At 63.7% G+C, this 26526-nt stretch carries 21 protein-coding genes and 1 pseudogene; 14 read left to right on the top strand and 8 right to left on the bottom strand.

Annotated elements, in window-relative coordinates:
* The first annotated feature begins 224 nt into the window (after window positions 1–224).
* Entirely contained in the window at window positions 225–2696 is a 2472-nt protein-coding gene (locus tag OKW37_RS15175) for a DEAD/DEAH box helicase (RefSeq protein ID WP_429405584.1), read from the top strand.
* Between the two features lie 92 nt (window positions 2697–2788).
* Here the strand turns inward: OKW37_RS15175 and OKW37_RS15170 are convergent, their stop codons facing one another.
* From OKW37_RS15170 to OKW37_RS15155, 4 genes are read right to left on the bottom strand one after another with little or no spacing between them, the layout of a single operon-like run.
* The gene (locus tag OKW37_RS15170; RefSeq protein WP_429405586.1) at window positions 2789–3973 is read right to left on the bottom strand and encodes a Wadjet anti-phage system protein JetD domain-containing protein; all 1185 of its coding nucleotides are present in this window, start codon (window positions 3971–3973) and stop codon (window positions 2789–2791) included.
* Window positions 3970–7341, bottom strand: a complete 3372-nt coding sequence (locus tag OKW37_RS15165; RefSeq protein ID WP_429405588.1) for an ATP-binding protein — start codon at window positions 7339–7341, stop codon at window positions 3970–3972. The genes OKW37_RS15170 and OKW37_RS15165 overlap by 4 nt, the downstream gene beginning before the upstream one ends.
* Window positions 7334–7990 (bottom strand): DUF4194 domain-containing protein, encoded by a 657-nt coding sequence (locus OKW37_RS15160; protein WP_090800540.1) that lies wholly within the window; start codon window positions 7988–7990, stop codon window positions 7334–7336. The genes OKW37_RS15165 and OKW37_RS15160 overlap by 8 nt, the downstream gene beginning before the upstream one ends.
* 2 nt (window positions 7991–7992) lie before the next feature.
* Window positions 7993–9453, bottom strand: coding sequence for a DUF3375 domain-containing protein (locus OKW37_RS15155; RefSeq protein WP_429405590.1), 1461 nt, complete (start codon window positions 9451–9453; stop codon window positions 7993–7995).
* Between the two features lie 640 nt (window positions 9454–10093).
* Between OKW37_RS15155 and OKW37_RS15150 the strand changes: the two genes are divergently transcribed.
* The 12 genes from OKW37_RS15150 (at window position 10094) to OKW37_RS15095 (ending at window position 20918) form a co-directional block, all read left to right on the top strand.
* Window positions 10094–10681, top strand: coding sequence for a LysR substrate-binding domain-containing protein (locus OKW37_RS15150; RefSeq protein WP_429405592.1), 588 nt, complete (start codon window positions 10094–10096; stop codon window positions 10679–10681).
* A gap of 120 nt (window positions 10682–10801) precedes the next feature.
* A complete protein-coding gene (locus OKW37_RS15145) occupies window positions 10802–11425 on the top strand; it encodes a 2'-5' RNA ligase family protein (protein WP_429405594.1) in 624 nt (207 codons plus the stop codon).
* A gap of 459 nt (window positions 11426–11884) precedes the next feature.
* The gene (locus OKW37_RS15140) at window positions 11885–12286 is read left to right on the top strand and encodes a DnaJ family domain-containing protein (protein WP_018417683.1); all 402 of its coding nucleotides are present in this window, start codon (window positions 11885–11887) and stop codon (window positions 12284–12286) included.
* Window positions 12283–13002: a tRNA adenosine(34) deaminase TadA gene (gene tadA / locus OKW37_RS15135; protein WP_429405596.1), complete on the top strand. Its 720-nt coding sequence runs from the start codon at window positions 12283–12285 to the stop codon at window positions 13000–13002. The genes OKW37_RS15140 and tadA overlap by 4 nt, the downstream gene beginning before the upstream one ends.
* Before the next feature lie 26 nt (window positions 13003–13028).
* A complete protein-coding gene (ldcA, locus tag OKW37_RS15130) occupies window positions 13029–13955 on the top strand; it encodes a muramoyltetrapeptide carboxypeptidase (RefSeq protein ID WP_429355696.1) in 927 nt (308 codons plus the stop codon).
* A 319-nt stretch (window positions 13956–14274) separates the two neighbouring features.
* Window positions 14275–14988, top strand: a complete 714-nt coding sequence (locus tag OKW37_RS15125) for a GntR family transcriptional regulator (RefSeq protein ID WP_184056830.1) — start codon at window positions 14275–14277, stop codon at window positions 14986–14988.
* A gap of 367 nt (window positions 14989–15355) precedes the next feature.
* Window positions 15356–16837: an NCS1 family nucleobase:cation symporter-1 gene (locus OKW37_RS15120; protein ID WP_090800526.1), complete on the top strand. Its 1482-nt coding sequence runs from the start codon at window positions 15356–15358 to the stop codon at window positions 16835–16837.
* 48 nt (window positions 16838–16885) lie between these two features.
* Window positions 16886–17668 carry an aspartate/glutamate racemase family protein gene (locus tag OKW37_RS15115; RefSeq protein ID WP_429405599.1) on the top strand — a complete coding sequence of 261 codons (783 nt, stop codon included), beginning with the start codon at window positions 16886–16888 and terminating at the stop codon, window positions 17666–17668.
* 194 nt (window positions 17669–17862) lie between these two features.
* Window positions 17863–18813 carry an allantoinase PuuE gene (puuE, locus tag OKW37_RS15110; protein ID WP_429293195.1) on the top strand — a complete coding sequence of 317 codons (951 nt, stop codon included), beginning with the start codon at window positions 17863–17865 and terminating at the stop codon, window positions 18811–18813.
* Window positions 18810–19331, top strand: a complete 522-nt coding sequence (uraD, locus tag OKW37_RS15105; protein ID WP_429405601.1) for a 2-oxo-4-hydroxy-4-carboxy-5-ureidoimidazoline decarboxylase — start codon at window positions 18810–18812, stop codon at window positions 19329–19331. The genes puuE and uraD overlap by 4 nt, the downstream gene beginning before the upstream one ends.
* A 67-nt stretch (window positions 19332–19398) precedes the next feature.
* Window positions 19399–20409 carry an allantoicase gene (gene alc, locus OKW37_RS15100; protein WP_429405603.1) on the top strand — a complete coding sequence of 337 codons (1011 nt, stop codon included), beginning with the start codon at window positions 19399–19401 and terminating at the stop codon, window positions 20407–20409.
* On the top strand, window positions 20406–20918 hold the full coding sequence (locus tag OKW37_RS15095) for an ureidoglycolate lyase (protein WP_429334747.1): 513 nt from the start codon (window positions 20406–20408) through the stop codon (window positions 20916–20918). The genes alc and OKW37_RS15095 overlap by 4 nt, the downstream gene beginning before the upstream one ends.
* A 95-nt stretch (window positions 20919–21013) precedes the next feature.
* On the opposite strand, the gene OKW37_RS15090 is transcribed toward OKW37_RS15095, so the two are convergent.
* The 4 genes from OKW37_RS15090 to uraH all read right to left on the bottom strand — a co-directional run bounded on the left by OKW37_RS15090 (window position 21014) and on the right by uraH (window position 24588).
* Window positions 21014–22360, bottom strand: coding sequence for a type II toxin-antitoxin system HipA family toxin (locus tag OKW37_RS15090; protein WP_429405605.1), 1347 nt, complete (start codon window positions 22358–22360; stop codon window positions 21014–21016).
* Entirely contained in the window at window positions 22357–22623 is a 267-nt protein-coding gene (locus tag OKW37_RS15085) for a helix-turn-helix domain-containing protein (protein ID WP_090800516.1), read from the bottom strand. Before OKW37_RS15085 ends, OKW37_RS15090 begins: the two co-directional genes overlap by 4 nt.
* Before the next feature lie 248 nt (window positions 22624–22871).
* On the bottom strand, window positions 22872–24065 hold the full coding sequence (locus OKW37_RS15080; RefSeq protein ID WP_184056808.1) for a urate hydroxylase PuuD: 1194 nt from the start codon (window positions 24063–24065) through the stop codon (window positions 22872–22874).
* Window positions 24066–24234: 169 nt separating this feature from the next.
* A complete protein-coding gene (gene uraH, locus OKW37_RS15075; RefSeq protein ID WP_018417696.1) occupies window positions 24235–24588 on the bottom strand; it encodes a hydroxyisourate hydrolase in 354 nt (117 codons plus the stop codon).
* 504 nt (window positions 24589–25092) lie between these two features.
* Between uraH and OKW37_RS15070 the strand changes: the two are divergent.
* Window positions 25093–26483 (top strand): annotated as a pseudogene (locus tag OKW37_RS15070) (8-oxoguanine deaminase).
* The last annotated feature ends 43 nt before the right edge of the window (window positions 26484–26526 follow it).

The following is a 26526-nucleotide window of genomic DNA, read 5'->3' as shown; positions in this document are numbered from 1 at the left end:
TGTCGAATCTGCGGGCGATGGAGGAGAGGCCCGGGATATTCTGTGTGGCCTCTTTTTTACCGAGCCGGTAGGCAATCAAGGACGCCTTACGGACTCGATCCGGGGGGCGGATTCAGCCGTTGGCGGATTGACTTGACTGGATCTGCCCGCGTGGGAGGCAATCCGAGACCCGCTGGACTTCGCATTGTTTGAGCGGGTCGGTCGCGCAAATATCACGTCAAGTCATGACTAGCAAACACTCTTCCACCAAGTCACGTCGATCCTCGAAGCTTTCCCGCATCCACGCCCCCGATCACATGTCGCCCGCCGACTGGCAGCGCGCCTTGCGTCGGCAATTCGGGCAAGAGCAAGCGTTCTCGCTGGAGAATCTCGGGACGGAGACGTATTTCTCCGAATTCCGCGTCGGCAATCCGGAGTCGAACTTCAGCTATCGCGTGTCGATTCGTGGGACCTGCCCGGGCGACAACTTTTGCGACTGTCCCGATTACGCCACCAACGAACTCGGCACCTGCAAGCACATTGAATTTACCTTGTCGCGACTGCTGCGCAAGCGAGGCGCAAAGGCGGCCTTCGCCCGTGGTTATCAGCCCGCATTCTCGGAGCTGTATTTGCGAAACGAGGGAGGGCGAGCGGTCCATTTTCGCGCCGGCGCGGATTGTCCGGCAAAGGTAGCCAAAGCGGCCGCCGCTTTGTTCGACGAGTCTCGGCGATGGCATCTGCCGGAGGACCGTTTCGAAGATCTCGGGCGCTTTCTCTCCAGGGTGGCGAAGGCCGGGCACGAATTGCGCGCCCATGACGACGCGCTCGATTTCATCGCTGGCCGAAACGATGCGGCGCGCCGTGCCAGGATGCTCGACGGGCAGTTTCCGCAAGGAGGGGCGACGCCCTCGCTGAAGAAGCCGCTCAAGGTGCCGCTCTATCCTTACCAGGCCGAAGGCGCATTGTTCGCCGTGCGTGCCGGGCGCGCCTTGATCGGCGACGAAATGGGCCTCGGCAAGACGGTGCAGGCCGTCGCGGCGGCGGAAATCCTGATCCGGCATTTTGGCGTGTCGAAAGTGCTGGTGATTTGCCCGACTTCGCTCAAGTATCAGTGGCAGAGCGAGATCACGCGGTTCTCCGGCCACGCTTCGAGGGTAGTCGCGGGCGGCCTTGCCCAGAGGCGGGGCGAATATGCGGCCCAGGATCTCTACAAGATCACCAACTATGAGAAGCTGAAATCGGACCTTGACATGATTTCCGCGTGGGCGCCGGAGCTGGTCATCGTCGACGAGGCGCAGCGCATCAAGAACTGGAACACCATTGCGGCGAAGGCTCTCAAGCGAATCGACAGCCCCTATGCCGTCGTGCTGACGGGAACGCCTCTCGAAAACAAGCTGGAGGAACTCGTTTCCATCGTTCAATTCGTCGACCAGCACCGTCTTGGGCCCACGTGGAAGCTGCTGCACGAACATCAGGTCAAGGACGAGGCGGGACGCGTGACGGGATACACGGGCCTCGAGAAGATCAGCCAGACCCTGGCACCGATCATGATACGGCGTCGCAAGTCCGAGGTGCTGCTGCAGTTGCCCGGGCGCACCGACCAGAATCTGCTGGTGCCCATGACCGAGCTGCAGATGGCGTATCACACGGAAAACGCGGACATCGTGGCCAAAATCGTCCGGCGCTGGCGTAACACCAGGTTTCTGTCGGATCAGGACCAGCGGCGCCTCACCTGTGCTTTGCAGAACATGCGCATGTCGTGCAACAGCACCTATCTGCTGGACCAGGAAACCGATCATGGCGTGAAGGCCGACGAGCTGGCGACGTTGTTCGAGTCGCTTTTCACGCAGCCGGACGAGAAAGTCGTGGTGTTCAGTCAATGGACGCGCACGCATGAGATAGTCATTCGCCGGCTCAAGAAGCTCGGCATCGGCTACGTCAGCTTCCATGGCGGCGTGCCGTCGGAAAATCGGCCCGCGCTGGTGCAGCGCTTTCGGGACGATTCGGACTGTCGGGTATTTCTGTCGACGGACGCAGGTAGCACGGGGCTCAACCTCCAGCACGCGTCGACGCTCGTGAACATGGATCTGCCGTGGAACCCGGCGGTGCTGGAACAGCGCATCGCGCGCATCTATCGGTTGGGCCAGAAAAAGCCGGTACAAGTCGTCAATTACATCGCGAAGGGAACGATCGAGGAGGGCATGCTGTCGGTGCTGGCTTTCAAGCGCTCGCTGGCGGAAGGCATCCTCGATGGCGGCGCCAGCGAAATTCTGCTCGGTGGTTCGCGCCTGACCCGCTTCATGAAGGATGTCGAAAACGTCGCGGGGCGGATGGGAGAGAGCGAGGTCATGGCCGCGGCGGAGGAAGCCGCGAGCGGCGCAGTCGTGTCCGGCGACGCGGCGCGTGACGCGAGCGTCGTGGAAACCGACCTCGCCGGTACCGGCGAGCGGCCTCAAGCTTCGACCATCGATACAGCGCAACGAGGCGCGTCCTTCGAACCGTGGTCAGGGTTGCTGCAGTTCGGCGCGGCGCTGGTGTCGGCGTTGAATGAGCCGGGCGATGGCGCGGTTGCCGCACACCCGTGGGTCGAGCGCGATGCCGTGACGGGCGCGCGAAGTCTCAGGTTGCCGCTGCCATCTCCCGAGACGGCAAGACGACTGGCTGAGGTGCTGTCGACGATCTCGGATGCTCTGCTGCGCAACGGCAGCGCAAACTAAAGTCGCTGAACGTGGGAGTTGGGGCAGGCATCTTCGAGGCGGCCTGCTTCGAGTCGTATTCGAGTTGTACCTGGCGGTGAGATGGGGAAGTTCTAAGCGCAAGCCCGCTCTTCGAGCGCCGCCCTGACCCACCCGAATCCCACGCGCTCCTGCTCGAGCCGCAATCCATGGCGAATCCGGTTGTCGCGGAGGTCATCGAAGAGTTCCCGCTCTTTGGCCGTGAGCCGCGGCAGATCGCGCGTGACCTGATCGCCTTCTTCTCCCCAGAACGGTTCATGCGCCACCAGCGTCGCGCGGTCCATCAAGAACGATCCAACATGCGGGAACCGGCTGCGCAATTGATCGAGAATGGCGAAGCCGTGCGTGTCGATGTCGCCCCAGTAGTGGAGCGCACAGTCCGTGAGCCATCGCGCCGGCTCGAGAGCTTCCCAACCGTAGCCCGCCCCGAAGAGCACGATCGACTGCGGAACGTCGGGAAACGCCAAAAAATTTATCTCGTTTTCCGTAATGAACACGTGGCGGCATGGCAGTGTGAGGCGCGCGAAGCTGTCAGCGTCGAGTGCGATGTCGGGCCGGCCCATGCCGGGCAGAACGGCGAGCCTGTCATCGAGCGCGCGAAATCGAATCCGAGGCGGCTTCTCGCGGAACCCGTAGCGAGCAGCGAATTGGGCGGCGGCTGTCCGGCTGCTGTCGATTGACTCCGACGGCAGCACGAGATCGAGCCATTGGGCGAGGACGCCGCGCCGCGCCTCGATGAATTTCGTGTCGACGTTGGCGATTTCGGCCTGGCGAAGATATACGCCCGGCTGCGGATGTGCTTGCAGCCAATCGACGACTGCCAGCAGTCGTTCCCAATCGCCTGCGAATTCGAGTGCTTGCAACGGGCGCTGCGCAAGCCACGTGGTGAGCTTCGGCTGGCGGGAGCGTGTGATTTCGAGCAGCCGCTCGAACTGCGCTGCGTCGCGGCGCTTGCCGGCGACCGCGAGCGCATCGTCCAGACTGTCCACCCAAGCTGCTTGTGGCAAACGCTGCAGGCCGAGAATGCGATGATTGATTTCTCGCCATTCGATGCGTACGCGCGGTGTCGCGGCAATCTCCGCGATCCATGCGCGTACCGCGTCGAAGCGTTCGGCCAATTCGGACGAGCTCGGGCCTTTTATCGTTAGACGTAGTGGGAACAGCCCCTCGGTGCCGTCTACGAGGCTCCGCAGCCATTCGCCACGCTCCCATAGGCGCTGGAGGCGAACGCGCAGTTCGGCGGTCGTGGTCCAATTCATTGCTCGAACTCCGCCTTGCGCGCGCGGTACTCCTCGATCGACAGGTTGCGCAGCTTCGAGGCGCGTCCGCCCTCGTTCTGAACGAATCCGACGCTCGAAACGAACGGCTCGATGATGTGAATCTTCTGCAGCGGCGTGACGATCAGCAGTTGCAGGTTCAGTTTTTGAAACAATGTGAGACCGTATTGCGCCGATTCGTCGGAGCCTCGTCCAAACGCCTCGTCGATGACGACGAAGCGGAACGATCGAGAACGCACGGCGCCCCATTCGAGGCCGAACTGATAGGCGAGACTCGCGGCAAGGATCGTATAGGCGAGCTTTTCCTTCTGGCCGCCCGATTTACCGCCCGAGTCCGAATAGTGCTCGTATTCGCTGTCGTCCTCACGCCAACGCTCGCTGGCGGCGAACAGAAACCAGTTGCGTACGTCGGTCACTTTGGCGCGCCAGCGCCGGTCCTGCTCGGTCAACCCTTCGCGGCCGCGGAAGCGGTCAATGATCCGTTTGACTTGCAGGAACTTGGTCTCCGAGTATTGGCTATCGTCCGAGCCGTTGAGTTCGCCCTCGGTGCAAGCACGCAGGTCGCTCTGGAATTCGCGGATCTCCGCGTCGGGGCTGGACTGACTCTCGAGGACGATGTATCGGCCCGCGTTGTAGTCGATTTGTCGCAACGATTCGTTGATGCGTTCGATACGTTCCTTGATCGTTTGCCGTTCGCGGGCGAGCTGGCCGTGGAAGTTGGCGATCTCGTTGATCGTATTGACGTTGAGCAGCTCTTTGAAACGCGCTTCGAAGCGCGGCAGATCGTCCGCCTGCAGCCGCGCGAGCATGTCACGGTACTCTGAGGTCGCGTCGAGGCTCGCATCGAAGTCGGCCGTTTCGAGCTTGTAGGCATCCTTGAAGGCCGCCATGGCCTTGACGATTTTTTCGGCAAGGCGGCCGAGCGACTTCGTTTCGTTGTCGATACGGGTTGTCAACGCCTCTCGCACGTCCCGCTCGCGGTTGTCGCATGACTCGACGGAAAGCTGGTGTTCGCCGAGAATCTCCGCTCGCAGCGCCTCGATTCGCTCGGCAAGTTCGGCATTCACTTGCGCAACGAGCGCGTGCGTCTCGTCGCGCAACGTTTGCGCTGCCTCCCGCCTGGCCAGGATACCGCCCAGTTCCGAGTCGGTTTCCGAGATCGCCGCTTCACTCTCTGTCAACGACGCTTGCGCCGAGTCCAATTGGGCCGTTAGCTCCGCGAGGGCGTCGCTTGCCGCTTCGAGGCGGGCTTTTTCGTCTGCCAGACGGGCGATCGCGGTCGCGCAGCTTCCCCAGTCGATGTCGCGGAAGTCGACGAACTCGCCGATGCGCGCAAGCGCTTCGAGCTGCTCGCGCACCTTCGCGTGCTTGCTTTGAGCTTCTCCAAGCTTCTGTCCGATCTCGCCAAGCCGAACCTCGAGCGCTCGCCGTTGGGCTTCGAGGGCGGCAATTTTGGCCGTGTTGCTCCAACCCAGCACGTAGCGGCTGCGATCGTCAAGCGCGCGGCGGTCGTCTTTTTCGTGGCGCTCGCCAAGCGCTTTCGCCTGGCCCGCACGCGTGATCGCGCGCATCTCGCGCCGAAACTGCTCCTGCGTATCGCAGCATGCATAGTCGAACCGGCGGCCGATTTCGCGCTCGAGCCAGCCATAGAACAGCGAATCGGGCTTGATCGCGAGCTTGTGCGCGAGCGAGTGGCGGTGTAGCTCGATGGCCTCGGCTGCGCGCGCGGTGCGTTCAGAGCGCACGCGAAAGTAGACGAGCCGCCCCCGGAGATGAGTGCGATCGACCCACGCCGCGACGTTCGCATAGTGCTCGTCGGGCACGAGCAGCGACAGGCCGAAGTTGTGCAGGACGCGCTCGGCGGCGCCCTCCCAATCGCGCGCATCCTCTTGCACCTGAATGAGTTCGCCGGCGAACGGCAGGGCGTCTTCCTCCAGACTGAGCGCCGAGCATAGGCTCGCCCGCATCGCGACTTGTTCCTTCGGGATGTTGTTACGTCGAGCTTTCAGGCTCGCGATTTCGTCCTCTAGCAGATCACGCTGCGCTTTCCCTTCGCGAAAGGCCACGCTCCATTCGGTAATCGCATTTTGCTCTTGCGCTTCGTCGTCGACGAGCGAGCTGCGCCGCTCGGCCAGACGTTGGCGTTGGGAAGCGAATGCGGCCTCATCCGTGGCCTCGGTTTCGCCGAGCAGCGTAACGATGGCGGCATAGCGTTGCGCGCGTTCGCGGCGACGCGCGCTTTCTCGCTCGTGCTGGCGGATTTCGACCTCGAGCTGCGCGATGCGATCGCCGCCTTGTTCGGCCACGGCGCGGCGCAAATCGTCCACGCGCTGGCGCGCCTGGTCGCGCGCTTCTTCGTGCCGCGCCTTGCGTGATATTGCACGCGCGTGATCCTCGTCGAGCAATTGGAGGCGGCGCTCGATGAGGCCGAGCTTGAGCCCGGCGAAGTAGGGTTTCAGTGCTTCACGGCACGCTCGCCAGCCTTCGAGAACGTGTCCTTGCTCGCTGTGGCGATCGCAGTCGTCTACGAGCGGTGTCAGCAGTTCCACCTGGCGCTTGGCTTTCAGTACCGCCTCGTGCGCGCGATTCAGATCGTCGAAGTGAGTGATCAGTGCGTCGACGCGCGGTGCAACGTCGAACGGCTCAAGCATGTGGCTGCGTACGAAGTCGGTGAGATTGCCCACCGATTTCATCGATACCGTTTGATGGAAGAGCTCGAGCGCTTGCTCGTTTTCGATTCCGAAGCGCCGCCGGAACCAGGCGCTGTATTTCGGAAATGTGTCCTCGATTTCGGCACCCAGCCCGCGCAGCTTTTTGCGCAGCTGTGCGATGTCGGTGCCGAAGCGCGAGAAGTCAGCGGCGATCGAGAGGTCGCGTTCGGCACAGACGAAGAATCGCGCGGGTTGAGCCTGTGCGTCTTTCATCCAGAACACCTGCGCGAGTGTGACTGTGGCATCGTACCCGGCGTTACGAAACACGCCCAAAACCACCGAATAGCTGTTATGGTCGCGCAGGCTCACGGGCCTGGCCGTCCCCGTGACCTCGTTGCGCTCCGACTTGTAGTAGCCAAGCACATACGAGCGTAACGTACGTTCCTTGCTGTCCGCGCCTGCCGCCTTGTTGTAGGCGATGCGCTGCGCGGGCACGAGGAGGGTGGTGATGGCGTCGACGAGCGTCGACTTGCCGGAGCCGATGTCTCCTGTCAGCAGGCCGTTGCGGCCATCGACCCGCAGCACCCAGACTCGTTGGTCGAAGGTTCCCCAATTGAAAACCTCGAGCCGCTCGAGGCGAAAGCCCGTCAGGGCGTCGTCGACGGCAAAATCGAGGCCGAGCGTACGCGGCTCATTCATCGCGACTCTCCTGTTGGTCAGAAACCGTCGAATCTTGAAGGTGGTGCGCCCGATAGCTCGCGAGCCGCGCGTCGAAATCGAGCAGCCATTGCGCATCGACGAACGCCTTGAGAATGCGCCGCACCTCGAATGTGGGCGGTCCGCTCGTGGTCTTCATCCGGCGTAGGAAGCCGAGCTCGACGATCTTGTTCACGTGTGTATCGATTTGATCGACCAGGCGCGCCTCGTTGGTGCTCGCGGGAAGGAATACGCGTACGAGCTCGACGATGTCCTCGCGCGCAAGGACGAGCCGCGTGTCGCCGCCGCCAGCATCCCATTCCGCCAGCTTCTTTCGCAGCAGCGCGAGCAGCAGGCTCACGGGGAACGAGAGTGGACGCCGGGCAACGAGCCGGGGTAGCTTAGCCTGTTCCCCATCGACTTCAGCGTCATGCGCGGCGCGGCTTTTTACGAAGGCGTAGCCTTCCGCCTCGTCCACGACGAGCTCGAGGCCAAGCACGGCGACGTAGTCGCGCGCGTGCGTCTGCAATTCGAGCAGTGCGGCCCAGAGGCGCTCGTTTCCATCACGATAAACCACGCCCTTGAGCAGCGCGATGGCAACTGTCGACAAATCGCCTCGACCAGGCGACGAGGCTTGCTGTTCTTCAGTCATCTCTACCTTGCGAAAATCACACGCGGCATCGTCGTGCGCTTAATGATTGGTGTTCCGTTGGCGTCGTTCGCCTGCCACTCGATCGTATCGGAAATGGTCTCGTCGACGGTCGCGCGAAATGATCCAGCTTCGGCGCTCAGTTGCAAATAGGCGACGAGCTCGGCGAGCCCATGCTCGAGAGGCTGCGAAGCGGTCAGTTCGGCAAGCGTCACTTGCGGCCGATCTTGCAGGCATCGGCGGATATGGCCTGCGAGGCGCGCGCGATCGACGACGATCTGCGCGTAGAGTGCCGAGGCATCGAGGTTCGCCTCACCGGTTTCGATTGAGACGTTGGCAATGAGAGGGCGCAGCGCCGGCGCGTAAAGCGGGCGTTCCATCGGCAGCTCGATGTCAGTGGATGCGGTCTCGATCTCCATGACGGAGCCTGGTGGGGGCGCTTCGCGCAGCGCAAGCGCTTTCGTTTCGATACCGCGCAGAATGTCCATGATGCGGCGGTTTTCGAGCCACGCTTGATCGTCGAGGAAGCGTCGAAGCTGCTGCGAGAGCTGAGCTACCGTGCGCTGCGTATGCTCGCCGGCTTCCAGCCAGTCATAGTGGACGCGCCGCGTGCGCGCGTCGGGCCTCATTTCCATGACCGCCGGCAGCGCCAGCACGCGCTCGAGCCGTTTCGAGAGTTCCTCTTGACGGCGGCTCGACATCAGGAAGTCCCAAAACGCCCGGAAGCTGCTGCCCTGGTCCGAATCGGCGATCGCGTCGCGCTCGCCCATGATTTCCTCGATGAGCGCACCCTTCGATCCTTCCCAGAGCGCGATTCGCTCGCGCACATGTCGGTCCAGCAGCCGAAAGTTTTGTTCGACTTCACGGAAATCCGTTAGCAGGTCGCGCGCCATCTGCATGAATTGCTGAAAGCGGTCCTTGAGCGCGGCATCGTCGAGCAGCCGAACGTCACCGGCCTCCACGCGGGCGATTTCTTCGTCGATCTGGCCGCGCCGCGTGTGGAGCTCGGCAAGACGCCTTTCGGGGTCCGCCTCGCTGCCTTCGCCCATCTGCCGCAGCAGCTCGAAAAGTGTCAAGAGCCTCGATTCCGTGCCGACAAAGCTGCGTTCCGTCAGCGTGCCGAGCCACGCGATCGCTTTCTCCGTGGCGGGTGTCAGGTCGAACTGCGGTTCATCGGATCCTTGGCGATAGTACTTGCGCAACCATCCCTTTTCAGGGCTGGCCCAGTCGTTCAGATACTCGAGCGCCGGCTTCGGGAAGGCGTCATCGCCGAGTTGTTCGCGCAACGCGTAAAGCTCATCTTCGAGTGCTTCGGCAAGAAGCGGAGCCGCCACCACGCGCACGTTTGGCGCGACGAACACGCGGTGCAGGAAGCTGACAGCGAGCGGCGCGTGGTCGGAGCGTAACAGGCGCCAAGCGGGATGGCGCGTGCGCAGCGCATCGAGGGTAGGGTAGTCGAGGGGCATCGGTGCGAGATGACGGGTTCGGCACTGCTGAGGAGATCGCCGATCTTTGGCTCAAAAGGCCAGTATCCTACTCCGACTGTCATCCCAATTTTGCAAGGCTCCGCTCTGGAATGAGTCTCACGGTGTTTCTGGCGGTGTACGTGGGCGCCCGGGCAGGGGTTCGCTCACGCTATCGACGACGGTATCGAATCGGCTTCAGATGCTCGGTCTTGCTGGCTTTTTTAACGGAGCGGGTGCCGATTGTCCAATGCCGTGCAATGGAAGCCATTAACTGCCGAGCCAGAATTTCGGTATGACTGACGGCATCGACGCCGCGTGACCAGGCGGAAACGCCGTTCCCACAAGGCTCCAGCCGGCTGATTGACGATCGAGTGGGCGTGATTGGACGTCCCGCACGTACGGCACGATCTAGCAACACCACACACCAAAGCCCGCGTTTTCGCGGGCTTTAATGAGATTCGATTCCTGCGCTAAATGTTGTGCGGATTCAGGCCGTTCAGCAGAACATCGACAACGTGGTGCGCAGCGCCCACCCACATATTGCGATGGAGATGCGTAGGCGCCAGTGCGCGCGTCACCGGCTACACCTTCGTCAAGATCGCCTCGACGCTCCTCAACAATTGTTGGTGCTGACCTGAACATGCGTATCGGGATCTCCGTCGTCACCCGTGCCGTGCCGGCCAGAACATCTGGCAGAACGGTCGACGACGCCGCGCCCGATCGCCTGACCGCGTCGACGCTGACGGGCGACGTCGAGTTCGGCATCGGCACGATCAGCGAGCGCCCCGAGGGCATCACGCTGCAATGCCTCGCGCGCGACAACTTGTGCGCGATCTGCCGCAAGGATTCGGCACTCGCGAAAAAGCGGCGTGCGAGCTGGAAGGATGCGCTGCAGTATCCGTGGATCGGCATCAAGTCGACGAGCGGCATCCGCACGTTGATCGACGAAACGTTGTTCACGCTCGGCACGCGCAAGGCGGTCGAGTACGAAGTGTCCTATATGACGACCGGGCTTTCGATGGTGCAGGCCGGTCTCGGCATCGCGATTTTTCCGGGCATTCTGCTCGGGTCGTTTCCACATCGCGATCTGGTCGCGCGCAGGCTCGAAGCGCCGCTCGTCACACGCGACGTGAATCTGATCCGACGCGCCGAGCATTCGCTGTCGCCGGCGGCCGAGTCGTTTATCGAGCTTTGGTACAAACGCATCGGCAAGCCGGCCGATCTGTAGCGCGTCGCAGTTGCACACGGCCTGTCATACTGTATGAATATACAGTATCATGACTGCAATGGGCCGCTTGTGCGGCGGTGTGCGTATCGACGGAAAGAATCAGCGAAGGAACGAGGCGCGATGCCTGAACAACTGTGGTTGCCCGGGCTCGAGGCGCCGTCTCCGCCCACCGACGGGCTCTTTTTCGTGGTCTATCCCGATGCCAATACCGCGGCCGGTATCGCGAAGTTCGCGCAGCAGCTTTGTGCGGAGGCACGCATGCGCAGCGGCGTGCGTAGCGGCGGGCACAGCGGCGTGCGCGGCAAACCGCTCGCGGCGAACCGCTTGCACGTCACGCTCAGGCATCTCGGCAATTTCGCGGGCGGCTTGCCGGCGAATGTGGTCGAGGCGGCGAAACGGGCGGCCGCGGCGGTCAGCATGGCGCCATTTACGGTCGAATTCGACGCGGTCGCCAGCTTCGCGAAAAGGCCGCGGCTTGGGCCGGCGGTGCTGGTGGGCGAGCACGGTGTGCACGGACTGCAAGCGCTTCACGATGCGCTCGAAGCGGGCTTGCGCGACGACGGCATCGAGCCCGACGCACGTTTTACGCCGCACATGACGCTGGCGTACGGGATGCAGTGGATCGAGCGCCATACGGCCGAGGCGGCGTGCTGGAATGTGCGCGAGTTTGCGCTGATGCACAGCCTGCTGGGACGGACCAGACATGTCGTCCTCGCGCGTTGGCCGTTGGTGGGGCCGAGCTGAGGGAGGGGCATAGGCCACCTCGGTAACGAATTCGCGGCTGTTTCGCGAGGCGCCGGCTAGAACCGCACGCTCGTCCCGCAGCCCCCGGCATAGGCTCCGCCGCTCGCCGCGGCGCCACCGCAAAAAACGCCGCAGCCGGAAAGCAGCGCGGCCGCGGTAATCGCCGCCAGCGCGCTACGCACGCCGATCCGCCGAGACGCTTGGACGGGAAGAGCACTGGGACGGCCGATCGGTTTGAATGGCATGGCGGCGTCAAATTCGACGAGAGGGAACCTCTGCGTGCCGCGCCGGTTAAGCGCCGCGCGCGTTGTGCGACTTGATGACTTACTCTAAGTCCACGCTGAAGCACCGTCAAATGCCGGGTTGCCGGCAAATCGGCGCCTTTATGCCGTCAAGTGAGCACGGAGCGTCCGTGCGCTCCCTGATAGAATGCTCGGGCCGCAACGTTGTGGATTGCAGATGAAATTGCTTGATGCGCTTGTCGAACAGCGTATTGCCGCCGCCGCTGCGCGCGGAGAATTCGACGACTTGCCGGGAGCGGGCGCGCCGCTGGCCCTTGACGACGATGCGTTGGTGCCGGAAGAGGTGCGCGTCGCCAACCGGATTCTGAAAAATGCGGGCTTCGTGCCGCCCGCCGTCGAGCAGCTTCGCGCGTTGCGCGATCTGCAAACGGAGCTGAATGCCGTGAGCGATCAGCCGACCCGTTGCCGTCTCCAGGCGCGCATGCTCGCGCTCGATATGGCGCTCGAATCGCTGCGCGGCGGCCCGATGGTCCTGCCGCGCGAATATTGCCGCCGCATCGCGGAGCGTCTCTCTGAGCGCGTGGGCAATGTCGATGTGGCCGCCGCGGGTTCGCAGTGAACGAGCCGCTCCCGTGTGCCGCCTCGATCGGCTCTTCTGCGCAAGCCGAGGCCGGTGAGAAATCCGTTGGCGCTTGCATCGGCGCGGTCTTCGCACCGGCGGCTGATCACCCGATGGCCGCTGCCGCCATCCCTCCCGGAAATTCCGACGCTGCCATCATCTCCGAACGCGACCTGCGCTTCATGGCGCTCGCTCAGGCCGCCGCCGAAGAAGCGCGCGCAGCCGGCGAAGTACCGGTCGGCGCGGTGCTCGTGCGCGGCGACGAAGTCATCGCCACGGGCTTCAATCATCCGATCGGCGCGCATGATCCGTCCGCGCACGCCGAAATGGTCGCGCTGCGCGCAGCCGCGCAGTCGCTCCAAAACTACCGTCTGCCGGGTTGCGAACTCTATGTGACGCTCGAGCCTTGCCTGATGTGCGCCGGCGCGATCATGCACGCGCGCATCGCCCGTGTCGTGTTCGGCGCGCGCGATCCAAAAACCGGCGCGTGCGGCAGCGTGGTCGATGCGTTCGCGAATCCTCAGTTGAACCATCACACGACGGTCAGCGGCGGCGTCCTCGAAGCCGAATGTGGCGCCGCGCTCAGGTCGTTTTTTGCCGAGCGGCGTCGGACGAGTCGCGCAGCCCGCGCGGGGGCGCGTGGCGAAACGGCTGAAGCGGCCGTTGACACCGCCACACCCTCCAGCAGCGAACCGCCCCCAACCACGCCGCTCTAAAACAACAACGCCCAACGGGTCTCGCCATGACCGCATCTCGCACCATCGAACTGATTGCGCCATCCGGCTATCCGCATGATCCGGAGGTGCTGCATCGCGCGCTGCATCGGCTGCGTGCGCAGGGGCATCGAGTCGACGGCGAGGAGGCCGCGAAGCGCCGCTACCAACGCTTCGCGGGCACCGACGGCGAGCGCGCGGCCGATCTGAACCGGCTCGCCGATCCATCGCGTGAGCTGCCCGATGTCGTGTTGGCCGTGCGCGGCGGCTACGGCGCGGTGCGGATTCTGCACGGTCTCGACTACGAAGGGCTGCAGCGGCGGCTCGCCGATCAGCCGATAGCGCTGGTCGGTCACAGCGACTTCACCGCGATCCAACTGGCGCTGCTCGCGCGGGCCGGCTTGAAGACCTTCGGCGGCCCGATGCTGATGAGTGATTTCGGCGCCGAGCAGCTCAGCGAATTCACGATGCGGCATTTCTGGTCGGCGTTGACGCAGCCGACCATCACGGTCGCGAGCGACACGCCGCAAGCGCAGAGCGTCGACGTAACGGGCACGCTGTGGGGCGGCAATCTGGCGGTGGTTGCGTCGCTTGTCGGCACGCCGTACATGCCGCCGGTGCAGGGCGGCATCCTGTTCGTGGAGGACGTCAACGAGCAGCCGTTCCGCATCGAGCGGATGATCTATCAACTGCATCTGGCCGGCATCCTCGCGCAGCAGAAGGCGCTCGTGCTCGGTGATTTCTCGGGCGGCAAGCCGTACGACTACGACAACGGCTACGACCTGCACGCGATGGTCGAGCAAGTGCGCTCGCTGATCGGCATTCCTGTCGTGACGGGGCTGCAGTTCGGGCACGTTCATAACATGGTGACGCTGCCGGTCGGCGCGGCCGCGCATCTGGTCGCCAATGCGCATGGCTTCAGGCTGACGGCGTCGGGCTATCCGAGCATTGGCTGAAGCCGTCGTGGGCGGGGCGGAGGCGGGCGGATCGCTCGCTTTTTTTTGCGTCAGTAACGCAACTAACTGTCAGCATTTCCACACTCACCACCTCCCACACCCATCGCCAATGTTTTCAGTTTTTGTTGACAAAAACTGGCTGCCAGTACTCATCTTGGCACTATCAAAACCGGGTAAGATTCCCGCCAGACAGCCGCGCAGCTTGGCTCACAGCCTTCCGCTGACGCACCACAGCACAAAAACTGTCGAAAATCGACGCAAAAATTGTTGACAATATTTGTGTCCGTCCTATGATGACCAACATACCGAGACGCCAATCATGTCCGACACCGAATCCGTCGCGAACAGTTCGAAGCCCGAAGCAATCGCCGAGCGCATCCGCGCGGCGATCCTCGAGCACCGGCTGGCACCCGGCGCGAAGCTCACCGAAGCTCAGCTATGCGAAGTATTCGGTGTGAAGCGCGGCCCCATCCGCCAGGCGCTGTCGCAGCTGGCGACTGAGCGCCTCGTCGATCTCGAGCCGAATCGTGGCGCGTTCGTCGCGAGTCCGTCGTTGCAGGAGGTGCACGAGGTGTTCGAAATGCGCCGCATCATCGAGCTGGCCGTCGTCGAAAAGATCTGTAGCGGACACGGCATGCGGCGTCTGAAGAACATCGGCGGCATGATCGGCCGGGAACGCAAGGCATTCGAAACGCGGGATTTTCCGGCATGGATCCGCTTGTCGGGCGAGTTTCATACGGAGCTCGCGAACCTGACCGGCAACTCAGTGCTGTGCGATTGCCTGAACGGGCTGGTCGCGCGTTCCACGCTGATTTCCGCGCTGTACGAATCGCTCGGACGCAGCCCGTGCTCGTTCGAGGACCACGAAGCGATTCTCGCCGCGCTCGACGCCGGCGATGCGAAGCAGGCGGCCGCGCTGATGTCGCACCATCTGCAAAGCGTCGAGTTGAAGATGCTGGAGCGCCCCGCGCGCGGGGCAGCGGATCTGCATGAAGTATTCGGCGCGCTTGCGTCGAAAGAAGCATCCACCTAGACAGCCGAAGCCGACTCCACCCCAGGCTGAGGCAAGCAGCAGGCGAGCGCCCGTTCGTGGTGCGCGCCGCACTGAATTGAACTGAACCGATAGATGCACGGCCAGGCGGCCTCGCGTGAGCGCCGCCGGCCTGAACACGCACGTCCGTCGCGAGACGACGGAGCTCGGGTAGCGACGCATCGCCGGAAAGCCGCGGCGGCTGGCGATGCGACAACCACAAGTACGTCAGTACGGAGACACGCGCGGCACGGTCCGGAACCACGACGCCGACTTCTTCGACCCACGCGGGACGAGAAGCGAGCAACTGGCATGGCCGATGCAATGTCCGTCGATGCTCTTTCGACGGTCCCTATCCAAAGGAGGAATCATGGCTCAGTTCAGTGCAGCGCCAGGCAGTCACCCCATCTCCAACTATCCGGACGGCACGGCTCAAACCGATCCGTCGATGCCGGCCGGCTACAGCGAGCGGCTCTACAACAAGGACCTCGCGCCGCTGCGCGCGCAGAACTGGAGCGCGTACAACATCTTCGCGTTCTGGATGTCGGACGTGCATAGCGTGGGTGGCTATGTATTCGCGGGAAGTCTGTTCGCGCTCGGCCTGACGAGCTGGCAGGTGCTGGTGTCGCTGCTGATCGGCATCACGCTCGTGAACGTGCTGTGCAACCTGATCGCAAAGCCGAGCCAACTGAACGGCGTGCCGTATCCGGTCGCGTGCCGCGCGACCTTCGGTGTGCTCGGCGCGAATGTCCCCGCAGTGATCCGCGGCCTGATCGCGGTCGCGTGGTATGGCATCCAGACCTATCTCGCGTCGAGCGCGCTCGTGATCGTCGTGCTGAAGTTCGTGCCGCAACTGCTGCCGTATGCGGACGTGCATCGGCATGGCCTGCTCGGTCTGTCGACGCTCGGCTGGGCGGGCTTCATGCTGCTGTGGGTACTGCAGGCGCTGGTGTTCTGGCACGGCATGGAGACCATCAAGAAGTTCATCGACTTTGCCGGGCCAGCCGTCTACGTCGTGATGTTCATTCTCGCCGGCTACATGGTGTATCGCGCGGGTTGGCGCAACATCGGCATCAACCTCGGCGGCGTCAAATATCACGGCATGGAAGTGGTACCGGTGATGATCACGGCGATCTCGCTGGTGGTGTCGTACTTCTCCGGACCGATGCTGAATTTCGGTGACTTCTCGCGCTACGGCAGGAGCTTTCGCAGCGTCAAGCGCGGCAACTTCTGGGGCCTGCCGGTCAACTTCCTCGCGTTCTCGCTCGTCACGGTGATCACCACCGCGGCCACGCTGCCGGTGTTCGGCGAACTGATTACGGACCCGGTCGAGACGGTGGGCCGCATCGACTATCCGATGGCCGTGATTCTCGGCGCGCTGACCTTCACGATCGCGACGATCGGCATCAACATCGTCGCGAACTTCGTGTCGCCGGCCTTCGACTTCTCGAACGTTGCACCGCGTCTGATCAGCTGGCGCGCGGGCGGCATGCTCGCGGCGGTTGCGTCGGTGTTCATCACGCCGTGGAACCTGTTCAACAATCCGGCCGTGATCCACTACACGCTCGACGTGCTCGGCAGCTTCATCGGACCTTTGTACGGCGTCCTGATCGTCGACTTCTACCTCGTCAAGCGTCAGAAGATCGTGCTCGACGATCTGTACACGGTCGCGCCGAGCGGCTCGTACTGGTATCGCAACGGCGTCAACTATCGCGCAGTGGCCGCGTTGCTGCCGGCCGCGCTGATCGCGGTGATCTGCGTGATGGTGCCGGGGCTCGACGGCTGCGCGAATTTCTCGTGGTTCATCGGCGCGGGACTCGGCATGCTGTTTTACCGGATGCTCGCACGCTGAGTTTCACGGGCTTTCGTCGCTGCAATAACGAGTCGAACAGGAGTCGCCATGCGTATCAAACTGATCAATCCGAACACGACGCGCCGCATGACCGAGGCGATGGGGCGCTGCGCGCGCGACGTCGCCGCGCCCGGCACCGAAGTGATCGCCGTCAATCCGACGATGGGGCCGCCGTCGATCGAGGGCTATTACGACGAAGCGCTCGCCACGCCCGGTCTGCTCGCCGAAGTCGAGGCGGGCGAACGGGACGGCTGTGACGGCTACGTGATCGCGTGCTTCGGCGACCCCGGTCTCTATGCGGCCCGCGAGTTGGCGCGCGGCCCGGTGATTGGTATCGCCGAGGCGGCGATGCACGCGGCGAGCGTGCTCGCGCCGGGCTTTTCGGTCGTGACGACGCTCGCGCGCACCTGCGGCATGGCCTGGCATCTGGCCGAGCGCTACGGCATGAAGCGCTTCTGCCGCAACGTGCGTGCGACCGACGTCGCCGTGCTCGATCTAGACCAGCCGGGCTCGGCGGCGCGCCGCATCATCCTCGACGAATGCCGGCGCGCGCTCGCCGAGGACGGCTCGGACGCGATCGTGCTCGGCTGCGCGGGCATGGCCGAACTGTGCGCGGAGATCGAGGATGCGCTCGGCGCGCCGGTGATCGAAGGCGTGACGGCGGCCGTCAAATGGACCGAGGCGCTGGTGACGCTGCGTCTCGCGACGGCCAAGCGCGGCGACTACGCGCGGCCGCTCGCGAAGCGCTACGACGGCGCGCTCGCGTCGTTCAGCCCCGGTCCGCTGCGGGTAAACGCCGAGTCGGCGGACACGCACATACACTCGCTGTAACACGCACTATCTGCCCGGCTGTATGGGCGCACCGGGGTGTTTTCGCTACACTTGGTCAACTCGGCGCTGCGGTTTCCGCAGCCGCCGAAGCCGCCTGTTGCGTGGCTACACGTGTGAACCCCGCACCGTTGCCGAGGGGTTTCGAACCGCGTTCACGCGCATTCCTGGTCTCGTCACTACGCATCCGTCAAACCATGCCACTCGACCCGAACTACCCGCGCGATCTGATCGGCTACGGCCGCCACCCGGTGCATCCGAACTGGCCGGGGCGAGCGCGCGTTGCGGTGCAATTCGTCCTCAATTACGAAGAGGGCGGCGAAAACTGTGTGCTGCACGGCGATCCCGCTTCCGAGCAGTTCCTGTCGGAGATCGTGGGCGCGGCGGCGTATCCGGCGCGGCACATGAGCATGGAGTCGATCTACGAATACGGCTCGCGCGCGGGCGTATGGCGCATCCTGCGCGAATTCGAAAGGCGCGACCTGCCGCTGACGGTGTTCGGCGTCGGCATGGCGATCGAACGGCATCCAGAAGTTGCGCGGGCGTTCGTCGAACTCGGACATGAGATCGCGTGCCACGGCTATCGCTGGATTCACTATCAGGACATGTCGCCGGAGCAGGAAGCGCAGCACATGCGCCTCGGCATGGAGGCGATCGAGCGCGTGACCGGCGTGCGGCCGCTCGGCTGGTACACCGGCCGCGACAGTCCGAATACCCATCGGCTGGTCGCCGAATATGGCGGCTTCCTGTACGACTCCGATTACTACGGCGACGACCTGCCGTTCTGGATGGACGTCGAGGTGGCGGGCGGCAAGACCGTGCCGCAGCTGATCGTGCCGTACACGCTCGACACCAACGACATGCGCTTCGCCACCCCGCAAGGCTTCAACACCGCGGACCACTTCTTCACCTACCTGCGCGACGCGTTCGACGTGCTGTACGAAGAGGGCGACGAAGTGCCGAAGATGCTGTCGATCGGCATGCACTGCCGGCTGCTCGGGCGGCCGGGGCGTTTCCGGGCGCTGCAGCGCTTTCTCGATCACATCGAACAGCACGATCGCGTGTGGGTGTCGCGGCGCGTCGATATCGCCCGGCACTGGCACGAAACTCATCCTTACCAGCAAGACAACCGCGAGGCTGCGGCATGAAGGCGATGCAATACACCCTGGACCAACTCAACAGTATCTCGACCGACGCGTTCGTCGCGGCGCTGTCGGGCATCTTCGAGCACTCGCCGTGGGTCGCCGAAGTCGCGGCGCGGGAGCGGCCGTTCGCGAGCATCGACGAGCTGCATCGCAGGATGTCGCAGATCGTCGAAACGTCTGGCGAGGACAAGCAGCTCGCGCTGATCAACGCGCACCCGGAGCTGGCCGGCAAGGCCGCGGTGCGCGGCGAGCTGACCGCCGAGTCGACGCGCGAGCAAAGCGGCGCGGGTCTCGCGCAATGCACGCAGGAAGAGTTCGACAAGCTGCATGCGCTCAATCTCGCGTATCGCGAGAAATTCGGTTTTCCGTTCATTCTCGCGGTGCGCGGCTACGACCGCCACGGCATCATCGCGGACTTCGAATCGCGCGTGAACAACAGCCGCGCCGACGAACTGCGCGCGAGCCTCGATCAGATCTATCGCATTGCACGTTTGCGGCTCGACGACCTGATCGGCGCGTGACGCGCACTGCGTCACGCAGCGAGCCGTAACGTTTTTCCCGCACCAATCGATCTCAAGGACGACAAAGATGGCACTTCCGATTCTCGACCCCAACGCACCGGAATTCACGCGCCGTTACGTGAACCTGGCGGACCCGCGTCTGGGCGCGCAGGCGCTCGAGGCCAGCGACGAATTCTTCGCGCCGAAGGACCGCATGCTGAATCCGGAACCGGCCGTCTTCATTCCGGGCAAGTACGACGACAACGGCAAGTGGATGGACGGCTGGGAAACGCGTCGCAAGCGCACGACCGGCTACGACTGGTGCATCGTCAAGCTCGCGCGGCCCGGCGTGATCAAGGGACTCGACCTCGACACGAGCCACTTCACCGGCAACTTCCCGCCGGCGGCGTCGGTGGAAGCGGCGCGCGTTGCGGATGGCGAGCCGAATCAGGCGACGCAATGGACCGAGATCGTGCCGTCGACCACGTTGCAGGGCAATAGCCACCACTACCTCGAAGTCGGCGACGCGAGCGCGTACACGCATCTGCGCGTGAACATCTATCCGGACGGCGGCATCGCGCGTCTGCGTGTTTACGGTCAGCCGCAGGTCGACTGGGCCGGCGCGAGCCGCACCGAGCAGTTCGATCTCGCGGCGATGGAAAACGGCGCGTATCTGGTCGGCGCGAACAACCAGCACTTCGGCGCGGCCTCGACGCTGCTGATGCCGGGGCGCGGCGTGAATATGGGCGACGGCTGGGAAACGCGTCGTCGTCGCGAGCCGGGCAACGACTGGGCGATCATCGCGCTCGCGCAGCCGGGCGTGATCCGCAAGATCGAAGTCGACACCGCGCACTTCAAGGGCAATTATCCGGATCGCTGTTCGATCCAGGCCGCGTACGTGAAGGGCGGGACCGACAGCTCGCTCGTCACGCAGGCGATGTTCTGGCCGGTGCTGCTCGGCGAACAGAAACTGCAGATGGACGAGCAGCATTTCTTCGAGAGCGAGATCGCGGCGCTCGGGCCCGTTACGCATGTGCGCTTCAACATCTATCCGGACGGCGGCGTGTCGCGTCTGCGTCTGTGGGGTACGCTCGAATGAAAACGCTCGCCATCGAAGCGCTGACGAAAGCGGCGTTCGCCGCATTCGGCGACGTGATCGAACTCGAAGGCGCGAAGCAGATTCCGATCAACCTCGGCACGACGATCCGCTATCACGACCTCGCGAAAGTCGACGTGGCCGACGAGCACGGCCGCACGCTCGTCAATCTGTTTCGTGGCCAGCCGCGCACGCTGCCGTTCGAAGTGAAGATGCTCGAGCGTCATCCGCTTGGCAGCCAGGCGTTCGTGCCGCTCAACGACAAGCCGTATCTGGTCGTCGTCGCGCCCGCGGGCGAACTCGACACGAAGAAGATCCGCGCGTTCGTCACCACTGGCTGGCAGGGCGTCAACTACGCGAAAGGCGTGTGGCACCATCCGCTGATCGCATTGGGCGAGACGAGCGACTTTATCGTCGTCGATCGTGGCGGCGAGGGGCTCAATCTGAACGAGCAGGATCTGGCGGAGTCGCTGTGGCTCACGGAAGATGCGCTGAGCGCGGTGGCGGTTTGATGGCGATGCAGCTGCCGGGTCGCCGGCAGCGTTGTGGTTCGAAGAACAGGCCCGCGATGTGCGTTACGTCGTGGGCTTTTTTGCATGGATGGCGATCACTTGCGCCTGCCAAGCAGCGGCGAATGCCCAATGACTTCCCTTGACCGTTCGGGCGGCTCCGGCGCCGAAAATCCCGCTGCTTCGATGGCCGGCTTGAGCCCCCTGAATTGCAGGCTTTTCTTCGGCGAGCGCAGCGATGTCATGCCGTCGTCCCATGCATGCAGCATCTGCTTGGCGAGCGCACGCCACTGCGGTTCGTTGCGCGCTGCTTCGATCAACTCGTGGCCGACGTCGACAGCGGAGTCGCACAGCGCTTCAACCATCTGCGCATATTGCCGCGGGGCGATGCCCATGCGCGTGTTGAAAAATCGTTCCAGCGTTTTACCGGCTGCCCAGGTTTTGCGGCCGTCGACAGGCAGCCCGGGCGGATTGGCTGCGAAGCGCGGATAAGCCTGGGTCGTCACGACATCGTAGACGGGCGTGAACGCAACGTCGTCGACCGAGGTATAGAATAGTGCGACGTTCTTGGTGTGGCAGTCCGCATTGCGCACGACGTAGTTCGTCAGCAAATGCCAGCCGAGCTGCTGGAGTTGCATCCGCATGGTGTCGCGATCGAGCAGATACGCTCTTGCCGCGTTGAGCATTTTCTCGCTCGTCGAATTGTATTTTTCGTGCGGTGGCAAGCCGAGCAGACCGCACAAGTCTTCGACGCCATACGCCGGCAGTCCCTGCGCGTCGACATCGAAGCGCTCGACGACGAGCGCCCTGCCATCGTCCGACATCCGCGTGCGCGCAACGTGCGCCACCCCCAGCCGCTCCAGCACCCGCATCGAATGGAACTCGTTGAAACCGAGAAAGGGCGTGTTGTCGTCCGAACCTTTGACGATGTGACGGCTCGTTCGAATCGTCGGCTTACCGAGCTGCAACGGTGTCGATGCGGCAGACTGCGCCTGCGGCGCGATGAACTTCGGCACGACGCCCGAAATGGCCGCTCGCGCGTATTCACGTACGAGTTGCGCGAAATGGTCGGCGGTGTTGTCGCCGTGCAGGATGTGCTGGACGTCGAGCGCCTGGAGTTCGGTGCCCGGCGCCACGCCTTCGGGCGTCACGGTGACCCGGCCGATCCCCATCGAGCCCACGACGGCGAGCAGTGACAGGTCGGTTCCGTCGAGCAAGGGCCCGAATTGCTCACGGATCAGATTCAGCAGATAGCCTTCGGGCAGGTTCTGCCGGAAAAACGGATGCAGGTCGCGTGGCCAGCGCCAAGGCTCTTCGCGCACGGGCATCGTCAGGCTGACGAAGTCGGCCGCGCTCGCATCGCCGTGATATTTGAGGACATAGTCGTCGCGCTCGCGAAACAGCGTGGCAACGTTCTTGCCTAGCACCTGAACGTCGAGCTTCATGGCTGCGCGTCCGGGCTGCGCTGTTCAGCGAGGATGTCTTCCAGCGTGCGGCCATGTCCATGCGCGACGAACTTGAGGTCGTAACCGGCAACCTCGAGCAGGCGCACGAGCACGGACACGCTCATATCGTTCCTTGCGAGCGTTTCCATCCGCGCGACGGTCGTGCGGGCCACGCCCGCGCGGCGCCCCAGTTCTTCCTGCGATAGTTTGCTGTCGCGTCGCACGGCTTTCAGCATGTCCGAGACATCGGCGAGGGTGGTCATTTGTAGCCTCAGGGCGTCAAATTCAGCGTATTTGGCATTTATTGTAGCCCAAGAGACACAACAGAGTTGCTCGTATTTGTGTCTGCAAGGCTACATTTTATGTATTTTTGCCGATTTTTGTAGCCCGAGGGCGACAGATTCCGCACGTCACCTTCCCAAACAACAACGGGCTTGCCGCTCTCGCGACAAGCCCGCTTCGCACTCCAGCCTCTGCCTCGGCACCGGCTCCGTGATCCGGACAGAGGTCCTTACTTCGCCGCGCCACCTTCGAACCACGCGGCAATCTTCATCCGCTCCTCGTCGGTCATATGCGTGACGTTGCCGAGCGGCATCGCCTTCAACGTGACCGCCTGCTGGTAAATGCGCTGCGCGTTCTGCGAAATTTCGTCGGGCGTATCCATCAGCACGCCGGCGGGCGCGCTGCCCATCATCGTCGGATGCGCGGAGTGGCAGGCCACGCAGCGCTGCTGCAGCACCGGCGCGATGTCGGCGACCTTCAGCGTCGGCGCGTTGGCGGCCTGCGCCTGCGGCACCATCGGACGCGGCATGGTCCACACGAGTGCCGTGCACATCAGCGCGACGCCGACGATCGGCAGATACCACAACACCTGGCCGCGATGGCGCATCACGAAGAACTGACGGATCAGCGCGCCGGCCAGCATGATGACGACGAGCACCGCCCAGTTGTACGGATGCGTGTAGGTCATCGCGTAGTGGTTCGACAGCATCGCGAACACGACCGGCAGCGTGAAATACGTGTTGTGCACCGAGCGCTGCTTGCCGCGCTTACCGTAGATCGGGTTCGGCGTGTCGCCCTTCAGCATCGCGTCGACCATCTTGCGCTGGCCCGGAATGATCACGAAGAACACGTTGGCCGACATGATCGTCGCGAGCATCGCGCCCATGATCAGATACGCTGCGCGGCCCGCGAAGATATGGCAGGCGAGATACGCCGCGATCAGCACATAAACGCCGACGCAGATGCCGAGAAGTTTGTCACGTGTGCCGAGAATGCGGCACAGCGAGTCGTAGACGATCCAGCCGGCCGCGAGGAAACCGATCGCCGAGGCGACGGCGACCACCGGCCCCATGTCGAGCACGTTCCTGTCGATCAGGTAGGTGCTCGGCGAGAACAGATACAGCACGGTAAAGAGACCGAAGCCCGACAGCCACGTCGTGTACGACGGCCATTTCGACCAGTGCAGGTCTTCGGGCATTTCGGGCGGCGCGACCGTGTACTTCTGCATGTTGTAGAAGCCGCCGCCGTGCACGTGCCACAGTTCGCCGAACACGCCGCGACGGCGCTGGTTCGGATCGGTCGGCGGCTTCAGGCTGTTGTCGAGCGCGACGAAATAGAACGATTCGCCGATCCATGCAATGGCGGCGACGACGTGGAACCAGCGAATCGCGAGGTTCAACCAGTCGGTGATAAAGCCTTCCATGAAACTCCTCCACTTCTGATTCGTTGCGCGCGCGATGACGTTCGACGTCGTCGGTCATCGCGCCGCCTGCGGATAGAAGACGCAGCGCGGGTTGTTATGGGTATCGCGGGGCGTTGTGCCTGTCCAGGTCTGTTCGTGCCGGTTCGGACGCGGCTCGCATCCAGCAGGGCTAGCTGCCCCGATACGTGCTGTACGAAAACGGCGACACCAGCAGCGGCACGTGATAGTGCGCGTCGGCATCGGCGACGCCGAAGCGCAGCACGACGCGATCGACGAAGCGTGGTTCCGGCACCTTCGTGCCGAGCGAGGCGAAGTAGTCGCCCGCGCCGAACACGAGTTCGTACTCGCCCGCGACGAGCGCGTCGCCTTCGAGCAGCGGCTCGTCGCAGCGGCCGTCGTGATTGGTGACAGTGGTTTTGAGCGCGCGGCGCGTGTCGCCCGCGAGCGCGAAGAGTTCGACCTTGATGCCTGCGCCGGGACGGCCGTTCGCGGTGTCGAGCACGTGGGTAGTGAGCTTGCCCATTCGCAATTGTCCTTGTGTGAATGCGAGGTGTCGGCGGCGGCCCGATCCATTACGTTTGCGGCGGATCGAGGCTCCACGTCAGTGGCTACATACCCGTCGGCGAATCGAAGCGAGCGCCGTGGCAGCCATTGTAGAAAGGATGCTCTGTCCCGAGCGCGAGCGATAGGAAAGATAATAGTTCGCGCATGATGGACAGCCAGACGAAAGCCGCGCCGGCTCATCGGCCGATCGTACCGGCGCCAAAAATGCACCACTATATTGGCGGTGTGAAGTTGGGTATCGCAACCGCGCGGGTTGTCAGCGGGATTTTGGCTACCGAAGGTAAGCGCTGTGCGGCGCGACACACCCGTGCAAAGGCAGGCCTTTGGCACGGACAACCCCGAAGACGGCGACTCACGCTGGGTAACCGGGCCAATGGCGTTCAACGGAACGCGACGGCACGGTGGCGTGCCGCCGCATCGCGTTCGAACGGCTTTGCATGCAGGCAATCAGGCGGACAGACGAATGACGATGAATGAAGCACTGAAACAACCCGGTAAAACGATGCTCGTGAAGCACGCGGACGTGCTGGTCACGATGGATGACGAGCGGCGTGAACTGCGCGACGCCGGGCTGTATATCGAGGACAACCGGATCGTCGCGGTCGGACCGACCGCGCAACTGCCGCAATCGGCCGACGAGGTACTTGACCTGCACGGCCATCTCGTGATTCCGGGCCTCGTCAACACGCATCACCACATGTACCAGAGCCTCACGCGCGCGATTCCCGCCGCGCAGAACGCCGAGTTGTTCGGCTGGCTCACGAACCTGTACAAGGTGTGGGCGAACCTCACGCCTGACATGATCGAAGTATCGACGCTGACCGCGATGGCCGAGCTGCTGCTGTCGGGCTGCACGACGTCGAGCGACCATTTGTACATCTATCCGAACGGCAGCCGTCTCGACGACAGCATCGCGGCCGCGCGCCGAATCGGCATGCGCTTTCATGCGGCGCGCGGCAGCATGAGCGTGGGACGCAAGGACGGCGGCCTGCCGCCCGATTCGGTGGTCGAGCGCGAAGCGGACATCATGAAGGACACGCAGCGTCTGATCGAGACGTATCACGACGATGGGCGCTACTCCATGCTGCGCGTCGTCGTGGCGCCGTGCTCGCCGTTTTCGGTGAGCCGCGACCTGATGCGCGAATCGGCGGCGCTCGCGCGCCAGTATGGCGTGTCGCTGCATACGCATCTGGCGGAGAACCTCAACGACGTCGCGTACAGCCGCGAGAAGTTCGGCATGACGCCGGCCGAGTATGCGCACGATCTCGGCTGGGTCGGCCATGACGTATGGCATGCGCACTGCGTGCAACTCGACGACGCGGGCATCGCGCTGTTCGCGCGCACCGGCACCGGCGTCGCGCACTGTCCGTGCTCGAACATGCGGCTCGCGTCGGGCATCGCGCCGGTCAAGCGCATGCGGCTCGCGGGCGTGCCGGTCGGGCTCGGCGTCGACGGCTCGGCGTCGAACGACGGTGCGCAGATGGTCGCCGAAGTGCGCCAGGCGCTGTTGCTGCAGCGCGTCGGTTTTGGGCCCGATGCGATGACCGCGCGCGCGAGGCGCTCGAAATCGCGACCCTGGGTGGTGCGCGCGTGCTCAATCGCGACGACATCGGCGCGCTCGCGCCCGGCATGGCCGCGGATTTCGTCGCGTTCGATCTGCGTGAGCCGCATTTTGCCGGCGCGCTGCACGATCCGGTGGCGGCTCTGGTATTCTGCGCGCCGTCGCAGGTCAGCCATAGCGTGATCGACGGCAAGGTGGTGGTGAAGAATGGGCAGTTGGCGACGCTCGAACTCGGGCCGGTGATCGAGCGGCATAACGCGCTCGCGCGGCAGCTTTACGAGGCGGCCGCTTGAGCTCGAGCGGAAGGGGCGGCACTCGCGCCGCGCGCAAGCCGCG

Source organism: Paraburkholderia sp. MM5482-R2 (assembly GCF_050436125.1).
Classification (GTDB): Bacteria; Pseudomonadota; Gammaproteobacteria; order Burkholderiales; family Burkholderiaceae; genus Paraburkholderia; species Paraburkholderia tuberum.
The sequence above is the reverse complement of the archived record's forward strand: the minus strand, read 5'-3'. Positions and strand labels throughout refer to the sequence as shown.